Below are 18,644 nucleotides of genomic sequence, written 5' to 3'. Positions count from 1 at the left end.
CTGCGGATGCGCCGGGGGCCGGCCCGGACGGCCGGCCGCCGGATATCAGCGGAGTTTCTTGACCGATGCGAGGATGGCCTTCATCCTCTCGTAGTTCTCCGGATGGGCCGAGAAGTATTCGGCCACAGGCGCCAGGATCCCGATCAGGGAATCCGCGACACCGGTCTTAAGGTCCACCGGGCTCAGGTTTCCGCCGAAGTAGGCCGATGTCAGGGCATCGTAATCCGCGAAGGAGATGTCTCCGCCGTATTTCTCCGGGCGCTTGACGTCGAACCTGCCCAGGCGCGGGAACACGATGTAGCGCGCCATCATGAGCATGGGGTTCTCGTTCTCCTTCTCCTTCTCGGGCGGGCAGTAGGCCTTCTTGATCTTCTTCCTGACATCGTCCGGGGTGTCGTGGATGTTGATGCTGCTCGTCGGGTCGGACTTAGACATCTTCATCTCGATCATGACGGAGGCGCGCTCCTCGATGCCCGCTTTGCCGGCATCCTCCACCTTGCAGACCTCCACTTCCTTGGTCTGAAGCTCCTTGACGCCTTCGGGGTTCATCCTGGAACCTCCTTTCAGCCCGGGGATCAGGGGGGTGTGGAGAGCTATCGGCTTCTTCCATCCCAGCTTGTCGGCGGCATCCCTGGCGAGCATATGCGCCCTCCTCTGGTCTATGCCGGCGTAGCAGAGGTCGACCTCAGGTGGAATATGTCGGTGGCCTGCATGAGCGGGTAGATGACCTTGGAGGAGTCGAGCTCCGCCTCGTCCTCTTTCCTTCCCATGATGGTCATGGCCCTCTTGACGCGGGACATGGTCGTGACCTTCCCGATCTTAATGAGGTCCTCCCAGTAGGTGAGGTCGTCGAGGACCTCGCTCGCGTACCTGAACTCGACCTTGTCGCGGGGAACGCCGAGCGCGACGAAGCAGTCCTCCATGTAGCGGGCGCAGGCGCGGATGTTCTCCAGATCGCCGCCCAGCTTGTCGTTGATGGCCGCGTGCCAGTCCGCCCAGAGGATGATCACCTTGAAGCCGGCGTCGCAGAGGTCGCGGATCTTGGAAGTGACCAGAGCCCAGCCCATATGGACCAGCCCCGAGGGCTCGAACCCGATATACGCGAGGGGATTCTCCTTCTCGGACAGAAGCTTCCGCAGTTCGTCCTCATTGATGATCTCCATCGCGTTCCTCGTTACAAGGGAAACCCTCTCTTCCGTATCCATATCTATCATGCGGTTAAGAAGCGTCCCTTCATAAATAGGAAACGGACCCAGGGACCATTTTTTTACCGTTGTACCGGAATCGGGGCACCATGTACGACAGACTCATCAGGAGCTTCGAGGAATGCCCCGTGGTGGACCGCAAAGGATACCCGTACTTCGTCCACCCTCTCACGGACGGCGTGCCGAGGATGAACCCGGAGGTCCTGGAGGAGGTCCTCGGATGGATCATGGCCGAAGCGGACCTGGACTGCGATGTCCTCGCCCTGCCGGAGGCCATGGGTATCCCGCTCGGAGTTCCGATATCGCTGAGGACGGGGATCCCGTACACGGTCATCAGGAAGAAGGAGTACCGCCTGCCGGGAGAGGTCTCGGTGGAGCAGAAGACCGGCTATTCATCGTCAGTGATGCACATCAACGGCATATCCGCAGGGGACAGGGTCACCGTCATCGACGATGTCGTGAGCACCGGCGGGACCCTGACCGCCATCATCAGAGCGATAAGGGAGGAATGCGGCGCCGAGATCGCGGATGTTGTGGTACCTGTAGATAAGGCGAACGGCAAAGAGGCCGTAGAGAAGTCGACGGGCGTCCGCGTGAAGACCATGGTAGAGGTCTCCGTCGGCCCCGACCGCAGGGTGAGATGCCGCCTGACAGGGAGTTAAGCTGACTCCCGCACCTTCTCTTTTTGAACCGCTCCCCCGCTCGGCAGAGCGTGGGACCGGAGATCATCATCCTGGCGCTGGCGGCGTCCGCGGTCGGCGCGGCGGCCGGCACGTTCAGCGGCCTGGTCCCGGGTGTGCACGTCAACACCCTGGCGGCGCTCATGCTCGCCTCATACCCAGCGATCGATTCTGCAGTATCCGGCGCAGTGCCGGAGGAATACGTTCCGGTCCTGATTGGCTGCGTCATAATGTCGGCGTCCGCGGTCCATTCCTTCGTCGACTTCGTCCCCTCGGTGTTCATAGGCGCCCCGGACCCCGATGAAGCGCTGTCAGTGCTTCCCGCCCACCGGCTGCTGCTGGAAGGGCGCGGCATGGCTGCGGTCCGCGCAGCGGCCGTCGGAAGCGCCGTGGGGGCAGCATCGGCAATAGCCTTGGCAGTGCCTATGCAGTGGCTCCTGCTCCACGGCCTCGGCCCGTACTTCGATGCGGCCACGTTCGGGGTCCTCGCTGTCACTATGGCGACCATCGTCCTGATGTCCCCGAGGCCGCTCGCATCCCTGGCTCTTGCGATGGCCGCCGGGGCGCTGGGCTGGGCGGTCATGAACCTGGGGATACCGTGCAGGGGGATCATGGGCGACGGGACGCTGCTCTTCCCGATGCTCGCCGGCCTGTTCGGACTGCCCCCGCTGCTCGACAGGGAGCGCGCGGCCGATATCCCGGAGCAGACGGATGACGGCAGGGACCCGGTCGGCCCGCTCCCGGGCCTCAGGGGAGTGCTGACCGGATGCATAGCGGGCGGGTTCCCCGGCATAACCGCGGCCGCCGGATCGTCGCTGGCATCGGCGCTGTCCCGGGAGAAGGACGCGGCAGCGTTCATATCGATGACCGCCAGCATCGGGACGGTGACCTCCGTGTTCTCCCTCGTAACTTTGTCCGTCTCAGGCAGCGGAAGGTCCGGGACAGCGCTGGCGCTTAAGGAGGTCATCGGCGATTCGCTGGAGGGCTTCTGCTCCGAGGCATTCGCCCTGATCCTGCTGAGCATAGCGGTATCCTCCGCCGCAGGCTATGCGATAACCATCAGAGCGGGGAAAACGATGGCCGGGATCGCCGAGAGAGTGCCGGCAGACCTTCTGGGCACTGTCTCCCTGATCCTGATCCTGGCGCTCGTCCTCCTGCTGACCGGCCCGTGGGGGCTGATCGTGCTGGCCGTCTCCGCGGCACTGGGTATGATGCCCCCTGCCCTGGGCATCGGGAGGGTATGCCTGACGGCATGCCTCATCGTGCCGGCCCTGATTTCGCAGGCGGGGCTGAGCCCGGAGATCCCGATCCTCCTGTGACGGAACTTCTAAATGTTTCATATAGGGATTTTCCATCGCCGGGGGGACGTATGCAGAGAACCATACTAGACGGAAAGCACACAGCGATGATGCTGGCGGTCGTGTTCATCGCCACATTCATGGACGGGCTCGACGGCAGCGTGGTCAGCGTGGCCCTCCCCGATATCGGCGATAGCCTCGGCGTAGATACGGCCACCAGCTCCTGGGTCACTATAATCTACATGATGGTCCTGGCCGGCCTTCTGGTCCTGTTCGCGAGGATCGCGGCGGACAGAGGTGTGAGGAAGGTCATGGCCGCGGGCCTGGCGGTCTTCACCGTCGGTTCCCTTTTCTGCGGGATATCCCCGATTTCTGGGTGCTCATCGCGTCCCGCGCATTCCAGGCAGTCGGAGCGGCCATGATGGCGGCTGCCGGGCCGATGTGCTGCACCGAGCACCTCCCGCCGGGGAAGCTCGGCACCGGCCTTGCGGTGGTCACCATCGGGTCCTCGGTCGGTTTCGCCCTCGGTCCCGCATTGGGCGGCATCATCGTGGACGTCACCACCTGGCACTGGATATTCCTGATCAACATACCCATCGGCATCCTGACGGCGCCCCTGGTCCTGAAGGCCATCCCCCCGTCCGCAGAGAAGGTGCACAGAGGAAAACTGGACCTGAAGGGCACAGCGCTCCTCTTCGCCGCGGTCGCCTCCGGGATCTTCGCCGTGGAGACCCTGTCATACGACGGCTTCATCGCCTACACCTCGGCGGCGGCCGTCCTATGCATCGTCCTCCTGGCGGCGTTCATCGCCTGGGAGAGACGCCAGGACTCTCCGCTCCTGAAGCTCTCAATGTTCGCCAGGAAGGACTTCACTGCGATATTCCTCTGCCTGATGCTGATAAACCTCGCTTACATGGGGATCCTCTATCTCATCCCGTTCTACGGGAGGATCGTCGAGGGCATGAGCTCCATGGAGGTCGGGCTCTTCCTGCTGGAAGCTGCGGGCATCACTGCGGTCCTGGGACTTCCCGTGGCCCGCTGGTCCGACAGGCGCGGCAGGAGATGGTTCTGCGTGACGGCCGGGCTTGTTACAGCCATCGCGTCGGCATGTTCGCTGCGTTCGCCGGGAACATAGACTTCCTGCTGTTCAGCCTCATAATGATCCCGCAGGGACTCGGATGGGCGTTCGTCGGAGGCCCGATGGCATCCCGGCTCGTGGAGCATGCCGGGAGCGAGCGCGACATGGCATCATCGCTGACCAACGAGGGCTACTACATCGGAGGCGCCCTCGGCACCGCGATAGCCGCCGCCATGTTCACCTTCTTCTCCGGATCGGGCGGGGTCGACATCAGCGATGTCACCAGGGACGCCTTCCTCGACGGCTTCGTCCCCACGGCCGCGTTCGTCACCGCCTGCTGCCTCACGGTGGCATTCATCTCCTGGGCGGTCAGGGATAAAAAGAATGACAGCAGGAGCCCCGGGCCGTTCCGGGGCCCCTGCTGATAAGAACGTTTCAGTCGGCGGCCAGTTTCGCCGCCGCCTTCTCCATGAACCTTTCGGAGCGGACCTTGAACCTCTCATGGAATCCCTCCCCACATCCCCGAAGCGGTCGGTGACCGAGACGGAGAACCTGATCCTGGCCCTGTCGACCTCGACGACCTCCACGCGGCAGACGACCTCGGATCCGACGGGCGAGGACGACACATGATCGACGTCCACCTTGGTGCCGACGGTGGTCTCCCCCGGCTCCAGCCCCGCCTTAACGGCCTCCATCGCAGCAGCCTCGATGAGGAGGACCATCCTGGGGGTCGCGAGAACGGGCAGGGTCCCGCTCCCGAGGGCCTCCGCAGTATCCGATTCGGCCACAGTGAGCTTCTTCTCGGCCTTCATGCCTACGGTTATCATATTTGCATGCAATCCTGCGTTTTTATTTAACCGGAACGGACATCGTTCGTTTTATTTATGGAACGGCATTTAGCACGGCGAGAAGGGTGGGACCTTATGGACTCGGAGGAGAACCTCTACAACGAACTGGTGCAGCTGCGCAAGAAACTGAGGGAGGAGCACGCCGCTGAAAACGGGAAAGCCCCCCAGATATGCTCGGACGAGGCGCTCATGGAGATGGCGCGCCGCATGCCTACGAAGCTCGAGGACCTGACTGCGATAGACGGCATCGGCCAGCGCTTCGCGGAGGTCTACGGGACCTCGTTCCTGGCGGTGACCAGGCGCTACGCCGTAACGGCCGCCAAGGGCGCGAAGCTGGACGACGGCGTCGCCGGGACGCTCAGGGAGCTCCAGAAGAAGCTGGTGAACGTCAGCAAGGGCAACAGGCTCCTCTTCATGCCGCGCACCGGCGCGAAGAGCTCCTACGACCTGACGATCACCGTCCAGAGCAGCGATGTGCTCGATTTCCTTTTCGGGAAGAAGGAAACTCTGACCGTCTGCGACCGGACCTCCGGGAAGGAGGACGCCAAGGCGTACACCCGGGTCAACAACATATTCCGCGAGGTGAACCGCGACGTCAGGGAGCGCGGGTCCTACGACCTGTACATCGCCTACCCGTTCTGCGAGGGACGCCTCGAGGGCGACGAGGAGTTCTGCATCAGGGCGCCGCTCGCCCTGTTCCCGGTGAAGGCCGAGAGGCATTCCTCCACCTTCGTCCTGACATTGGACAGCGCGCGCGACACGGTCTACAACACGACGCTCCTCCTGGCGTTCATGAAGACCTCCCGCCACAACCGTCCCCTGCCGGACAGCGCCATCGAGGAGCCGGACCGCCACAAGTTCATGGACGACCTGCTCGCATTCTATGCGAGCGCAGGGCCGAGGATCGGCTGCGACAGGCGCAGGTCCGCCCTGGAGAAGTTCACCGAGTACCGGGCCTCGCAGTTCCCCAAGTACGGGCAGGGGGAGATGATGGTCGTGTTCAGCGCGGTCCTCGGGAAGTTCCCGTCGTACTCCAACTTCATCCAGAGGGACTTCGACGAGATGCTGTCCGGAAGGTCCATCAACTCCACCCTCGCCGACCTCATCAAGGACCTCAACAAGGAGGACTACTATGCGGACGGCCCCGCTCCCCTCAGCGAGAGCGACATGAAGAAGGAGGGCATCGAGGCGTCCGAGAAGGACCTGACCTACATCAACGTGCTCAACTCGGCGCAGGAGAACGTCCTGACCGCCATCGAGAAGAAGGACGACATCGTGGTGCAGGGCCCTCCCGGGACCGGGAAGTCCCAGGTGATCACCGGCCTCATCTGCTCGGCGGCCGCCAAAGGGAAGACGGTGCTGATGGTGTCCGAGAAGAAGACCGCTCTGGACGTGGTCTACAGCCGCCTGGGCAGCCTCTCGAAGTACTGCCTGCAGATCGACGATACCTCGGACAAGGACCGCTTCTACAGGCAGCTGGGCATCATGATGGAGATCCGCCCCCTGGCCATCCCCAAGGGGACCGACGAGATCTCCGGCCGCATAGACGAGGACGTCTCCAAGCTCACCGAGATCTCCGACTGCATCTACAGCCCGGACGACTTCGGCATCGCGCCCGTCCGGCTCTACGGGATGGACCCCTGGCTAAACTCCGGGGATAAGAGCCAGTTCGAGACCTACAAGATCTACGAGAAGGATGTCGACAGCTCCCTGCTGTCCCAGAAATACGACGGCGTGAGGGGACTTCACAGCAAGTTCTCCTCCTCCGGCCTGGTCGGCAACTACCGCGATTACTTCAGGATCATGGAGAAGGACCCGTGGATGGGCATCATGAAGCAGGACCTCAGCGGCTTCGACATCGCAGCGATGAAGTCCGACCTCGAACGCCTCAGCGGAGAGGTCGAGGACCTCAGCAAGAAGGGGTTCCTGTCGAGGCTGTTCTCCAAGGGCAAGGTGACCAGGGACGCCACCTCGATCGCGAACAAGTACTTCCAGAACTACGACGGGAAGACGATCGACATGATCATGCGGGCGCCCTCCGAGTACGCCGAGGCGCTGGACAGCTACGAGACCTATGCCAACCGCTCCACGGTCTACCACGGCCTCACCCTGGCGGAGAGGGAATACGGGAAGGACCTGCTGGCGGTCGGGAAGGACCTCTCGATAGGCGACGGCGAGGCCAACGACGGGATCTACAAGTACCTGCTGAACAGGCGCCTGCAGTCGTTCGATTCCACCCACCGCCAGATCCTCCAGATGCTCCACGATTTCGACGGCATCATCGCCGACATAGACCTCAAGATGGAGCAGAAGAGGGCCGCCACCAGGAGACTGCTAGAGGCGAAGCTCGCCAACTCCCTCCGCGTCATGAGCGAGTCCAAGCGCCGCGGGGACATAGCCAGGATCATAGAGAACAAGAGGAAGTGGAGCCTCGGCAAGTTCATCGGCCGCTACAGCTACGAGCTGTTCGGGGCAGTGAAGATCTGGCTCCTCACCCCGGAGGTCGTCTCCGAGATCATCCCGATGGACATGGGCCTGTTCGACCTCCTCGTGTTCGACGAGGCATCGCAGATGTACGTCGAGCGCGGGGTCCCGTCCATCTACCGCGCCAAGAAGGTCGTCGTCGCCGGGGACCACAAGCAGCTCAGGCCCTCCTCCCTCGGTGTCGGCAGGATCACCTACGGAGATGAGGAAGAGGACGAATCCGAGGACGTCGAGGTCAACAGCGCCCTCGAGGAGGAGAGCCTCCTGGACCTCGCTCGTTCCAGGTATGACAGCATCCTCCTGAACTTCCACTACCGCTCGAAGTACGAGGAGCTCATCGCTTTCTCCAACTACGCGTTCTACGGCGGGAAGCTCTACGTATCCCCCAACATCGAGACCCCGGAGAGGCCCCCGATCGAGGTCGTCAGGGTGGACGGCGTATGGAAGGACCGCAGCAATCTCACCGAAGCTGACAAAGTGGTCGCGATTCTCAAGCGCTTCTCCGTCGAGAGGAGGAACAGGGAGACCGTGGGCATCATAGCGTTCAACGTGTCCCAGCGCGACCTGATCAACGACCGCCTCGAAGAGGCGTGCGCCAAGGACCCGGACTTCGATGCCTGGGTGGCCGATGAGAGCCGGCGCTACGACAACGGGGGAGGACGTGGGCCTGTTCGTGAAGAACATCGAGTCCGTGCAGGGCGACGAGAGGGACCTGATCATCTTCTCTATCGGATACGCGAGGGAGCCGGACGGCAGGTTCCACCAGAGGTTCGGCTGGCTCACGCCCGCGGCGGCGAGAACAGGCTGAACGTCGCCATATCCAGGGCGAAGCGCAAGATCATCATCGTGTCGTCGATCGAGCCGGAGGACCTGCAGGTCGATGCCCTCGAATCCGAGGGCCCCAGGATCCTCAAGAGCTACCTCCAGTACGCGAGGGCGGTCAGCAACGGCAGGAGGGACGAGGCCCAGGCGATCCTGAGGTCCTACACGCCTCCTGGGACCGACGAGCGCATCGAGGAGGAAGAGCAGGCGGCGGCCCCGGTGATGGACAGGGTCTACGAAACGCTGGTCAGGAAGGGCTACACCGTCGAGCGCAACGTCGGCATAGGCGGCTACACCATAGACCTCGCCGTGAAGCAGGACGGCAGGTATATCCTGGGCATAGAGAGCGACACCCGCATCTACGCTTCCGAAGCAGGGACGAGGGAGAGGGACTACCACCGCCAGAAATACCTCGAATCGAGAGGCTGGCACATCCACAGGGTCTGGACGCCCGGCATGTGGAAGTCCCCGGACACGGAGATCTCCAGGATAGTCGAGGCCATCGAGAGGTCCCAGAGCGGGACCCCGGTCCAGCCGTGATCGGGGCCCGACTGCCCGGAAAACCCCCGTCCGCGCATAGCGGGACCGGGAACCTTATTAGGCTTGCCAAAATTATTATCGTTGATGCGAGCATTACCGCACACATGGCAAAACTCAACCTCAAGATCGAGAACATGATGTGCGAGAACTGCGTTGCGAACGTCACCAAGGCGCTGGAAAGCGTCGGCGGCGTATCGAACGTCAAGGTGAAGATCGGCTCGGCCAAGCTCGAGTACGACGAGGCCAAGACGAACGAAGCTGCTGTTGTCAAGGCCGTCGTCGACGCGGGATACCCCGCGAAGGTGAAGAAGGGCCTCTTCTGATGATGCAATGACGCAGAAGAAGGAGATCCTCCGTATCGGGGGGATGTCTTGTGCGGCCTGCGCCGTCAAGATAGAGGAGTCCGTGAAGAAGGTCCCCGGAGTCTCCGATGCGGTGGCCAACTACGGGAACAACACTGCCACCGTGACCTACGATGACAGCACTGACCGCTCGAAGATCATCGGCGCCATAGAGAAGGCCGGGTACACCGTCATCGAAGGCGATGCCAAGGCCATCGCCGAGGCGGACCGGAAGGAGGCTGAATACAAGAAGATCAACCTGATCATCGCGGTCGTCTTCGCGATCCCCCTCAGCATTTACGCCATGGGGCCGATGTTCGGCGCGGACATGCCGTTCCGCGACGACGACCCGCTGATATACGCGTGCATACAGCTGGTCCTGTGCTCCGTCATCCTCGTTGCCGGGCGCAGGTTCTTCAGCCGCGGCATCCGCGGACTCATGATGCTGAACCCCAACATGGACTCCCTCATATGCCTGGGGTCCGGCGTCGGGTTCCTTTACGGAATCTACAACACCTGGCTCATATGGACGGGCGATACCGGCGCCGTGGAGGACCTGACGTTCGACTCGGCAGGGATGATCATCGCCTTCATATCGATAGGGAAGTACCTGGAGGCCGTCGGGAAGGTGAAGACCAACGATGCAGTGTCCGGGCTCATAAGCCTCGAGCCCCAGAAGGCCACGGTTATAAAGGACGGGAAGGAGGAGGTCATCCCCCTCGAGGACCTGAGGGCCGGGGACACTGTGCTCGTGAGGCCCGGCGAATCCGTCCCCGCGGACGGTACCGTCCTGGAGGGCGAATCGAGCGTAGACGAGTCTATGCTTACCGGAGAATCGGTCCCGGTGCTAAAGAAGGCCGGCGACAAGGTCTTCGGGGCCACCGTCAACGGGACCGGGAGCCTCAGGTTCCGCGCCGACCTGGTCGGCAAGGACACCGCGCTGTACCAGATCATCGGGATGATCGAGGGCGCGCAGGGGACCAAGGCCCCTATCGCAAGGATCGCCGACCGCGTATCGGCGGTGTTCGTGCCCGCTGTCATCCTGACAGCGGTATGCGTATGCCTCCTGTGGATGATCGCAGGAGGGAAGAGCGTATCGTACTCAGTCACCGCGCTCATCTCCGTACTCGTCATTGCATGCCCCTGCGCGCTCGCTGGCGACCCCCCTGGCCATAATCATGGGCACCGGGAAGGGCGCCAAGTATGGCATCCTGTTCAAGAGCGCCGCCACCATGGAGGCCTGCGGGAACATCGATACCGTCGTGCTCGACAAGACCGGGACCATCACCGCGGGCAACCCCGAGACGACCGATGCCGTCCCTGCGCCCGGATTCAGCGCCGAAGAGCTGCTGGCACTTGCAGCCGCGGCCGAATCCGACTCCGAGCACCCCATCGCGGCGGCCGTGGTCCGCAGGGCCAAGGCCGAAGGGCTGAAAATCCCAGAGCACAGCGGGTTCGAGAGCGTCACCGGCAACGGTGTCGTCTGCACCGCAGACAGCCGGAAGGTAGCGGTCGGAAGCGCCGGGCTCATGGAGTCCCAGGGAGCTGACGTCTCCGCACTGGCGGGCCGCTATGAAGAGTTCGCGGCGCAGGCCAAGACCTGCGTCTACGTCGCCGTCGACGGGAAGGCCGCCGGCATCATAGCCGTGGCCGACCCGGTGAAGGAGACTCGAGGTCCGCCGTGTCATCGATGAAGGCCCTGGGCGTGGAACCGGTCATGATCACCGGCGACAACCGCGAGACCGCCCTTGCCGTAGGCAGGGAGGTGGGGATAGAGGATGTCCGCTATTCCGCCCTCCCCAAGGACAAGATCGACGCCGTCAAGCAGATGCAGGTGGAGCAGAGGACGGTGGCCATGGTCGGGGACGGCATCAACGACGCCCCTGCGCTGACCCAGGCGAACGTAGGCATGGCCGTCGGCTCCGGCACGGACATCGCCATCGGCGCCGCGGACGTGGTCCTCATGAACCCCGACCTGCGGAACGTCCCGGCGACGTTCGAGATCGGCCGCGCTGTGGTGAGGAACATCCATCAGAACCTCTTCCTGGCCCTGATCTACAACTCGGTCTGCATCCCCATCGCGGCCGGGCTCCTTACCGTCCTCGGCCTCGGCGAGTTCGACCATATGCCCATGCTGGCGGCCGCCGCCATGGCATGCTCCTCGCTTTCGGTGACCGCCAATGCGCTGAGGCTCGGCAGGTTCGTCCCGAAGTCGCTGAGGGAACCCGAGAGGACGGAAGTCCCGCCTTCCGAGGGGTCCCCCGGGACCGGGACGCCGGCCTGAACCGGCGGACAGGGCGGGACCGGTACGGCCCCGCCCCTGAAACTTCTTGAAAATAGAACCGCGCCGTTCCGGCGGCCCCGAGGATCAGACCAGTTTGCTTACTTTGAGCATCCCGGAACCGTGATGCCATTCTTTCTCCGCCGAGGCGATCTTCAGCCGCCTGGAGTACAGCGGCGAGTACAGCGCCATCGACTCGTACTCCCCGCCTTCGCCCATGACGCTGATGCCGTACTTCGCGCGGAGCTTCTTCAGGTCCTCGGCCGCCGCGCGGTCGATCGGCCTCCCCAGCCAGGATTCGTCGAGGCCTTCCGCGTAGCATCCGACGATGACTGCCTCAATCCCCGCATCGATCAGCTGGTCCAGCATCATGTCCTGATCCTTCCTCCACATCGGGGCGATGAACTTCAGGCCGAGGTCGCCGCATACGATGTTCATCCTGTCCCACTGGTAATCCGACCAGACCGCGCCCGAGACGACGCCGTCCACATCGAGGCCCTCGAGCGCCTTGCGGAGGCCCTCCATGTCGCTGCCTTCCTCTCCCGAGGAATGCCCTATGACCAGCTCCTTCCCCATGGCCTCGGCCATGGCGGGGACGCACCCCAGGTTAGGAGTGTGGAAGAGCCAGGAAGCACGGTCGTCAGGAACGACGTTCACCAGGTAGGGGACCTCATGGCCCCTCTGCTCCGCCAGATAGAGCGAGAACGCGGAATCCTTGCCGCCCGAGAAGAGGGATGCCAGCCTCATACGCGGTGACGAACCTGCGCTATCCTTATATGACTTTTCATCTATGGGCGCCGTTATGCCGGACCTGAGCAATCTGAAGAAAGCGGCCGCCGAAAAAGCTGTGGACAGTTACGTGGAAGACGGGATGACCGTCGGCCTCGGGACCGGCAGCACGGCCTACTTCGCCATCCTCAGGGTCGGAGAGCTGGTGGCCCAGGGCTACAAGCTCAGATGTGTGGCCACCTCGCAGCAGACCGAGGATATAGCCAGGCAGCACGGCATCGAGATCGCCGACATAGACGGCGTCGACAGCATCGATGTCACCATCGACGGGGCCGACGAGATCGACCCGCACCTCAACCTCATCAAGGGCCTGGGCGGGGCGCTCCTCCGCGAGAAGATCGTCGCCGCGGCCACGGTCGCCGAGGTCATCGTCGCCGACGAGACCAAGCTCGTGGAGAAGCTGGGCACCAAGGCGCCCCTCCCCGTCGAGGTCTGCAGGTTCGGCCACGGGAAGACCTCGTACGGGCTCGCCAGGAACGGCTGCCAGCCGACTCTGAGGATGAAGGACGGCGAGCCGTTCGTCTCCGACGGCGGGAACTACATCTACGACTGCAGGTTCCCCGACGGCATCGAGAAGCCGTACTTCATGCAGTCCGCGATCGACACCATCCCCGGGGTGGTGGAGTGCGGGCTGTTCCTCAATTGCGCCGTGTCGGCCGTCATCGCCCATTCGGACGGGACGATAGAAGAGAGGAAGGCCTGAACGGCCGATCCCGAGATCCTATTTGAAAACCGGAAGGTCCTTTCGGGAGGCCTCCCGGAATATTTCATTCCGTTCCGAGCCTTTCCTCTAACCAGGCCTTCAGGACGACGGCCTGGTTCTGCTCCTTGTCTTTCGCTCCGAACAGCAGGAGAACATCCCCGCTCTTCAGATTCTCTCTGACCTCATCCGAGAATGTGCCAGCCTGGGGATTCCCGTCCAATTCCTCCCGGTATCTCCGGGCGAATTCCTCAAAACGGCCGGGGTCGTGCCCGAACCATTTCCTGAGCTCGTTCGACGGGGCAATGTCCTTCGCCCACTCGAACTGCCCAAGATCTTCCTTGCGCTTGCCTCTGGGCCAAAGCCTGTCGACCAGAATCCGGAATCCTTCCGTATCCGGTTTCAGATCGTAGACCCGCACAGCCCTGAGCTGATGATTCATACTCACGATCGACCTCGGGGAACATTTTTCAGACCGGTCCGAATGGACGGCCTTGCTGCCGTCTAAGCGCCTCATACTGTATATAGGGAGCGCGCGACTACCAATCTGAACGGTCCTTCTTTTCCTTACACCATTAAATATGACCTCGGTATAGCAGACCTAGTCGCTCCGGCGTATGCTATAGCATTCCAGCCGAAGAACATTCAAGGTGATACGAATGAAGATGCCTAGGACGATCAAGACCTATTGCCCTTACTGCGGCACCCACACCATGCACGCGGTCGAAAGGGTAAAGAAGAAGAAAGCAAGCGAGCTCAAATGGGGTCAGAGGAGATTCAGGGAGGTCACTTCCGGTTACGGAGGTTTCCCGAGGCCCAAGCCCGAGGGAAGGGAGAAGCCCACCAAGAGGATCAACCTCAGGTACAGGTGCGAGAACTGCAAGAAGGCCCACCTCACCGCATGCATCAGGGCCAAGAAGTTCGAGCTCACCGAGTGATTAACATGGCAGGAAACTTCGTCAAAGTAAAGTGCCCGGACTGCGGCGCCGAGCAGATCGTCTTCAAGAAAGCAGCCACCAAGGTCCTCTGCAGCATGTGCGGATCCGTCCTCGTCACCCCCAAGGGCGGCGACGGCGAGATCTCCGGAGAGGTCCTTGAGGTGGTCGGCTGATGTCCCGTGCCAGTGGCTTCCCCGACAACGGCGAACTCGTAGTCTGCACCGTGACCTCGGTGAAGAACTTCGGCGCATTCGTCACTCTGGACGAATACGACGACAAAGAGGGGTTCATCCATGTGAGGGATGTGGCCACCGGCTGGGTAAAATACATCAAAGACTACGTCAAGGAAGGGCAGAAGATAGTCTGCAAGGTTCTGGGCGTGGACTCCCAGAAAGGCCACATCGACCTTTCCCTGAAGTCCGTCAACGATCACCAGAAGAGGGAACGCATCCAGCAGTGGAAGAACGAGAAGAAGGCAGCGAAGCTCCTCGAGATCGTCGCCGAGAGGCTCTCGGTCGACCTACCGACTGCCTACAAGGACTTCGGCAACACGCTGATGGACGAGTACGGCTCCCTCTACGATGCCTTCGAGGCCGTAGTGGCCCAGCCTCAGGAATTCTCTGATTATTTCAAAGGATACTGGGTCGAGAAATTCGTAGAGGTGGCGAAGGAGAACATCACGCCCCCTGCTGTCGAGATCGACGGCGTGCTCGAGATGACCTCCACGCCCCCGACGGCGCGGTGCTCATCAAGGATGCTCTCCTGGAGGGCCTCAAGGCTGCGGACGGTGCCGACGCCAAGATCACCAGCGTCGGATCCCCCCGCTACAGGATAGTTGTCACCGCTCCCGAGTACAAGGAGGCCGAGGAGATAATGAAGCGCGTCTCCAAGGCCGCCATAGACAGCCTCGTGAAGAACGGCGGTTCCGCGTCCTGAAGCGCGAGAGCAAGTGAACATGGGCTCGCGGATCCGCAGGTGCCCCGGATGCGGGCGCTACACTTTATCGGATTCGTGCCCTAAATGCGGCAGGGCCACGGTCTGCCCGGTGCCTCCCCGCTTCTCCCCCCGACGACCGTTACGGGAAATACCGCCGCGAGACCATGAAAGAGGAGTTCGGTGCTGATGGAAAGTATCGTAAGATTTGACAGCAAGCCGGTCCTCAGGGACCCGATACTGATAGAGGCCCTTCCCGGGATCGGAAATGTCGGGAAGATCGCCGGGGATTTCCTGGCCGATACCCTCAAAGCATCCCGGTTCGCCAGGATCTTCTCCATGAACTTCCCGGCGCAGGTCATCCCGGACGACGACTGCGTCGTATCCATGGCATGCAACGAGCTATGGCATGCCGAACTGCCCGACGGCAGGGACGCCGTGTTCCTGCGCGGAGGATACCAGGCCAACAGCCCCGAGGGACAGTTCGTACTGGCCCAGGACGTGATGGACATCATCATGCCCTACGGGCCTTCGCTCGTGGTCACCCTGGGCGGCTACGGGACCGGCCTCATGGCCGACAGCCCCCACGTCTACGGGGCCGTCACCCGCAAGGAGCTCAAACCGGGCCTGGAGAAGGCAGGCACCGTATTCAACCCCGGACAGCCTCAGGCCGGCATCATCGGTGCCGCAGGATTGCTCCTGGGTTTCGCGCAGATGAACGGAGTGGACGGTTTCTGCCTCATGGGCGAGACGTCTGGATACTTCGAAGACCATAAGAGCGCCCTGGCGGTGGTCAACGTCCTCCTATCTTACTTCAGCATCGCCGATGCCGACAAGAAGGGGCTCGAGGAGAAGGCCAAGAAAATCGATGAGCTCTCGGAACAGGTCAAGGCCGCAGGAAGCGCTGACAGCAGCAGGGACGATCTCGGTTACATCGGGTGAATTGGATTAACTTTTTATATCCCAGCAATATCCCTTGGATAGTCCCCACCTAGCTCAGACTGGCTAGAGCGGCTGACTGTAGAGTGTTCTCGGAGAGATCCGATACAGCCGCTGATATCAGCAGGTCCCCTGTTCAAATCAGGGGGTGGGGACCAATCGGTTATCATTAGGCCGCCGCCCGCCTGGATTTTATACGATGCGTTCTTTCGGGCGTCAGTGGAAATGATCGCAGTGCTCCTGTTGGCCGTCGGTCTGGCCATGGATGCTTTCGCGGTATCCGTCTGCAAAGGGCTGGCCATAGGCAGGTCCTCTGCCCGTGCCGGGATCGTAGTCGGCGCATGGTTCGGGTTCTTCCAATTCCTGATGCCGGTGATCGGATACTACATCGGCGATGCGTTCAGCGGGGCGATAGAGGATTATGACCACTGGGTCGCCTTCGCCCTTCTCGCTGTCATCGGGGCCAACATGATCCGCGAGTCCCGCTCGGGAGAGTCCGAGGACGTAGGGGCCGGGATGGAGTTCTCCGCCATGCTCTTCTTCGCGATAGCGACCAGCATAGATGCCCTTGCCACGGGGATCTCGCTTGCCATGGTGGAGAGCTCGATATGGGCCCCCGCCGCGGTCATCGGGGCCGTCACCTTTGCCCTGTCCTTCATCGGGACCTACATAGGGTGCAGGGTCAGCGGCCGCCTCGGCCCGGCCGCGGAGCTCATCGGCGGGATCATCCTCATTCTGATAGGCATCTCCGTCCCCCTGGAGCATCTGGGATATCTCTGAGGATGCCGTCAGCGGCAGCGCGACAGGTTCTTCATCAGCCGCAGGAAACGCAGCCTCGTCATCGGATTGATCTCGTCGAAGAACGTCCCGATGCTCTGGGAGAAACATGCCAGACGGTCGAAGCTGCCGCTGTCGATGCCGTACTTCTTCCGCTCGGCCGGGGAGAACATATCCGAGACCGTCCTGACCGCAGGATCGCCGACGGTGTCCGGCATCTTGATGACCGATATCCCGGGAGATCCTCTGGAGTATACGGAGAAGACGTCTCCCTCCTCGTCGCCGTTCACCAGGACCACCGCCCTCTCCTCGATCCTCCTGATCTCCTCCAGGGTCTCGGCCATGCCGACGTTGGACCCGCCGAGGCCGTTCACCGGGATGAAGTCGATATGCGCTCCCGATCCGCGGGATTCGAGCTCCGAAGCGAAGCCGTTGAGGATGAAGTACTCCGTGAACCCGATGACGAAGATGATCTTCCTGCCCTCGGGACGGAGGTAGTTCCTGCCCACGGTGAGGCTTTCCAGGACCGGGCGCAGGATGTCGTGGTCCTCGCGGCTCACCTGCATGAAATTGTTGTAGACGACAGCGCTGCCGTTCGGCCTGGGGCTGACGAGGCGGATCTCGTCCAGATGACGGACATCGATGGCCATGGGATTCTGGGTGGCGAGGACGAAGGTGATGCCGGAGCTCTTGCCGAAGTTGCGGATGACCTCGGTGAGGTACCCCACGGTCGAGTAGTTCAGCATGTTGCCGTATTCGTCGATGAGTATGATGTCCCCGGGGAGGTAGTTCTTCCTCCCGAACAGGAACACGAAGAAATCGAAGAGCCAGCGGAATCCCTCGGACTGGTGGTCTATGTCCACCTGCCTGTCCTCCCGGAATATCCCGAACGAGATCTGCGTGGAATCCATGTCCACCTTGAAGGAGTACTTCCCGGTGACCGGGCCGAGGAGGCTGTTGAAATTGTCCGCTATGTCGGTGAGGAGATAGTTCACGTTCTTCTGCAGCGTCCTCCTGGCATCTTTCCCGCTCTTGTAAGCGTCGGCGAGCATGGAGAGGCTGCAGCCGGCGGACCCCAGAAGGCTCAGCATGGTCTTGCTGGGATTCCTCGGATCGCAGACGAGGTCCGAATCGCGGAGCTTGGTGTACTCATAGCGGAACACCCTCTGACTGATGTAGTATCCGTAGCGGTCGCCGAAGTTGCGGGAGACGGACTCGTACGATATCCCGAACACGTCGAACATCGGGTCGTCAGGGTACCTCTCGAGGAACTGCAGGAGGTTGATCCATGAGCGCCCGTACTTCAGCGCCATCTCCGGTTCCTCGGAGAGGACCGCGGCGCACATGTCGACGAAGAACCTCTGCTCCGGCCTCGGGCCCGTTTCCCGGACCGCGTTCAGCATGTCCTCGTCGAAGATCTCCAGGAAACGGATGCCCACATCGATGTACTGGCAGAACTGCTCCCTGGTGATGGTCTTCGATGTTATCCTTATGGGATTGCCCACGTCGTTGTACTTCGGTTCGACGAGCGCGGTGATGTACTCGGAGGCGCGGTTGGTCTCATCGGCCTTCTCGATGACCGCGAGCCATTGCCTGAACAGCTCGAACCCGCGCTTCGATTCGATGGCCTCGATGAAACCCTCTATGGTCAGCGGCTCCGCCATCGCATCGTATCTCCCGTCGGCCACCACCATGCGGAGCACGGGCTCACGCGGGTCGTCGACGAAATCGGTGTAGTCCTCCGGCTGTATGATGTCGCGGTACCAGGTCTCTATCGCCTTGAGGACGTTCGACTTACCGCAGTTGTTGGCGCCTATCAGGGTGACGATGCCCCCGATCATGGTGCGGTCGAGGCCGCGGTTGATGTCTATGCGGACCCGGTGCTGCCTTCCGTCGATGAGGGGGCCGAGGTTGCGGAATCCGGAGACCGTCATGTACCTTGTCTCCCATTTCTCCTCCTCCGTCCCGTCCTCATGCTGACCTTCGGCCAA

Annotated in this window: 20 protein-coding genes, 1 tRNA gene and 3 pseudogenes; 18 read left to right on the top strand and 6 right to left on the bottom strand. The window is 62.0% G+C overall.

Annotated features, from left to right (window positions below; all coding sequences use genetic code 11):
• Positions 1-45: 45 nt before the first annotated feature.
• Together AUQ37_RS12070 and AUQ37_RS12065 are read right to left on the bottom strand one after the other, a co-directional pair.
• Complete coding sequence (locus AUQ37_RS12070) at positions 46-642, bottom strand: hypothetical protein (protein WP_235584867.1); 597 nt, start codon at positions 640-642, stop codon at positions 46-48.
• Between the two features lie 17 nt (positions 643-659).
• On the bottom strand, positions 660-1,214 hold the full coding sequence (locus AUQ37_RS12065; protein WP_235584866.1) for a tyrosine--tRNA ligase: 555 nt from the start codon (positions 1,212-1,214) through the stop codon (positions 660-662).
• A gap of 80 nt (positions 1,215-1,294) precedes the next feature.
• Here AUQ37_RS12065 and hpt point away from each other — a divergent pair, with 80 nt between their 5' ends.
• From hpt to AUQ37_RS12060, 5 genes are read left to right on the top strand one after another with little or no spacing between them, the layout of a single operon-like run.
• Positions 1,295-1,867: a hypoxanthine/guanine phosphoribosyltransferase gene (hpt, locus tag AUQ37_RS03165; protein WP_058747374.1), complete on the top strand. Its 573-nt coding sequence runs from the start codon at positions 1,295-1,297 to the stop codon at positions 1,865-1,867.
• 50 nt (positions 1,868-1,917) lie between these two features.
• The gene (locus AUQ37_RS03160) at positions 1,918-3,204 is read left to right on the top strand and encodes a tripartite tricarboxylate transporter permease (RefSeq protein ID WP_235584865.1); all 1,287 of its coding nucleotides are present in this window, start codon (positions 1,918-1,920) and stop codon (positions 3,202-3,204) included.
• Positions 3,205-3,254: 50 nt separating this feature from the next.
• Positions 3,255-3,605 (top strand): MFS transporter, encoded by a 351-nt coding sequence (locus tag AUQ37_RS12870; protein WP_201013689.1) that lies wholly within the window; start codon positions 3,255-3,257, stop codon positions 3,603-3,605.
• The gene (locus AUQ37_RS10755; RefSeq protein ID WP_201013688.1) at positions 3,560-4,318 is read left to right on the top strand and encodes an MFS transporter; all 759 of its coding nucleotides are present in this window, start codon (positions 3,560-3,562) and stop codon (positions 4,316-4,318) included. The genes AUQ37_RS12870 and AUQ37_RS10755 overlap by 46 nt, the downstream gene beginning before the upstream one ends.
• Positions 4,291-4,686 (top strand): hypothetical protein, encoded by a 396-nt coding sequence (locus tag AUQ37_RS12060; protein ID WP_235584864.1) that lies wholly within the window; start codon positions 4,291-4,293, stop codon positions 4,684-4,686. The genes AUQ37_RS10755 and AUQ37_RS12060 overlap by 28 nt, the downstream gene beginning before the upstream one ends.
• 144 nt (positions 4,687-4,830) lie before the next feature.
• On the opposite strand, the pseudogene AUQ37_RS13465 reads toward AUQ37_RS12060, so the two are convergent.
• Positions 4,831-5,073: pseudogene (locus AUQ37_RS13465) on the bottom strand (thioesterase family protein); the annotation flags it as partial.
• A gap of 111 nt (positions 5,074-5,184) precedes the next feature.
• Here AUQ37_RS13465 and AUQ37_RS03145 point away from each other — a divergent pair.
• The 5 genes and pseudogenes from AUQ37_RS03145 to AUQ37_RS12860 all read left to right on the top strand — a co-directional run bounded on the left by AUQ37_RS03145 (position 5,185) and on the right by AUQ37_RS12860 (position 11,580).
• A complete protein-coding gene (locus tag AUQ37_RS03145) occupies positions 5,185-8,955 on the top strand; it encodes an AAA domain-containing protein (protein ID WP_201013686.1) in 3,771 nt (1,256 codons plus the stop codon).
• Positions 8,956-9,059: 104 nt separating this feature from the next.
• Positions 9,060-9,278: a heavy-metal-associated domain-containing protein gene (locus AUQ37_RS03140; protein ID WP_058747372.1), complete on the top strand. Its 219-nt coding sequence runs from the start codon at positions 9,060-9,062 to the stop codon at positions 9,276-9,278.
• Between the two features lie 7 nt (positions 9,279-9,285).
• Positions 9,286-10,440, top strand: a pseudogene (locus AUQ37_RS09445) (heavy metal translocating P-type ATPase); the annotation flags it as partial.
• 34 nt (positions 10,441-10,474) lie between these two features.
• Positions 10,475-10,990: an HAD family hydrolase gene (locus tag AUQ37_RS12865; protein ID WP_058747370.1), complete on the top strand. Its 516-nt coding sequence runs from the start codon at positions 10,475-10,477 to the stop codon at positions 10,988-10,990.
• Positions 10,987-11,580 carry an HAD-IC family P-type ATPase gene (locus AUQ37_RS12860; protein ID WP_058747369.1) on the top strand — a complete coding sequence of 198 codons (594 nt, stop codon included), beginning with the start codon at positions 10,987-10,989 and terminating at the stop codon, positions 11,578-11,580. The genes AUQ37_RS12865 and AUQ37_RS12860 overlap by 4 nt, the downstream gene beginning before the upstream one ends.
• Positions 11,581-11,664: 84 nt before the next feature.
• Here the strand turns inward: AUQ37_RS12860 and AUQ37_RS03120 are convergent, their stop codons facing one another.
• Positions 11,665-12,324: a diphthine--ammonia ligase gene (locus AUQ37_RS03120; protein WP_058747368.1), complete on the bottom strand. Its 660-nt coding sequence runs from the start codon at positions 12,322-12,324 to the stop codon at positions 11,665-11,667.
• Between the two features lie 55 nt (positions 12,325-12,379).
• Between AUQ37_RS03120 and rpiA the strand changes: the two genes are divergently transcribed.
• Positions 12,380-13,069 (top strand): ribose 5-phosphate isomerase A, encoded by a 690-nt coding sequence (gene rpiA / locus AUQ37_RS03115; RefSeq protein WP_058747367.1) that lies wholly within the window; start codon positions 12,380-12,382, stop codon positions 13,067-13,069.
• Positions 13,070-13,133: 64 nt separating this feature from the next.
• On the opposite strand, the gene AUQ37_RS03110 is transcribed toward rpiA, so the two are convergent.
• On the bottom strand, positions 13,134-13,508 hold the full coding sequence (locus AUQ37_RS03110; protein WP_058747383.1) for a DUF488 domain-containing protein: 375 nt from the start codon (positions 13,506-13,508) through the stop codon (positions 13,134-13,136).
• A gap of 217 nt (positions 13,509-13,725) precedes the next feature.
• Between AUQ37_RS03110 and AUQ37_RS03105 the strand changes: the two genes are divergently transcribed.
• The 7 genes and pseudogenes from AUQ37_RS03105 to AUQ37_RS03080 all read left to right on the top strand — a co-directional run bounded on the left by AUQ37_RS03105 (position 13,726) and on the right by AUQ37_RS03080 (position 16,656).
• Positions 13,726-14,004 (top strand): 50S ribosomal protein L44e, encoded by a 279-nt coding sequence (locus AUQ37_RS03105; protein WP_058747366.1) that lies wholly within the window; start codon positions 13,726-13,728, stop codon positions 14,002-14,004.
• Between the two features lie 5 nt (positions 14,005-14,009).
• Positions 14,010-14,177 carry a 30S ribosomal protein S27e gene (locus tag AUQ37_RS03100; RefSeq protein ID WP_058747365.1) on the top strand — a complete coding sequence of 56 codons (168 nt, stop codon included), beginning with the start codon at positions 14,010-14,012 and terminating at the stop codon, positions 14,175-14,177.
• A pseudogene (locus AUQ37_RS03095) lies at positions 14,177-14,940 on the top strand (translation initiation factor IF-2 subunit alpha). The gene AUQ37_RS03100 and the pseudogene AUQ37_RS03095 overlap by 1 nt, the downstream one beginning before the upstream one ends.
• Before the next feature lie 19 nt (positions 14,941-14,959).
• Entirely contained in the window at positions 14,960-15,127 is a 168-nt protein-coding gene (locus AUQ37_RS13460; RefSeq protein ID WP_201013682.1) for a nucleolar RNA-binding Nop10p family protein, read from the top strand.
• Positions 15,127-15,879 carry a proteasome assembly chaperone family protein gene (locus AUQ37_RS03090; protein WP_058747382.1) on the top strand — a complete coding sequence of 251 codons (753 nt, stop codon included), beginning with the start codon at positions 15,127-15,129 and terminating at the stop codon, positions 15,877-15,879. Before AUQ37_RS13460 ends, AUQ37_RS03090 begins: the two co-directional genes overlap by 1 nt.
• Before the next feature lie 43 nt (positions 15,880-15,922).
• Positions 15,923-16,034, top strand: a tRNA-Tyr gene (locus AUQ37_RS03085).
• A gap of 67 nt (positions 16,035-16,101) precedes the next feature.
• Complete coding sequence (locus AUQ37_RS03080; protein ID WP_235584873.1) at positions 16,102-16,656, top strand: manganese efflux pump MntP family protein; 555 nt, start codon at positions 16,102-16,104, stop codon at positions 16,654-16,656.
• 8 nt (positions 16,657-16,664) lie between these two features.
• On the opposite strand, the gene AUQ37_RS03075 is transcribed toward AUQ37_RS03080, so the two are convergent.
• Positions 16,665-18,644, bottom strand: a complete 1,980-nt coding sequence (locus tag AUQ37_RS03075; RefSeq protein WP_058747363.1) for an ATP-binding protein — start codon at positions 18,642-18,644, stop codon at positions 16,665-16,667.

The organism is Candidatus Methanomethylophilus sp. 1R26, assembly GCF_001481295.1.
In the GTDB taxonomy this organism is placed as follows: domain Archaea; phylum Thermoplasmatota; class Thermoplasmata; order Methanomassiliicoccales; family Methanomethylophilaceae; genus Methanomethylophilus.
This window is presented reverse-complemented; position numbering and strand designations above follow the sequence as displayed.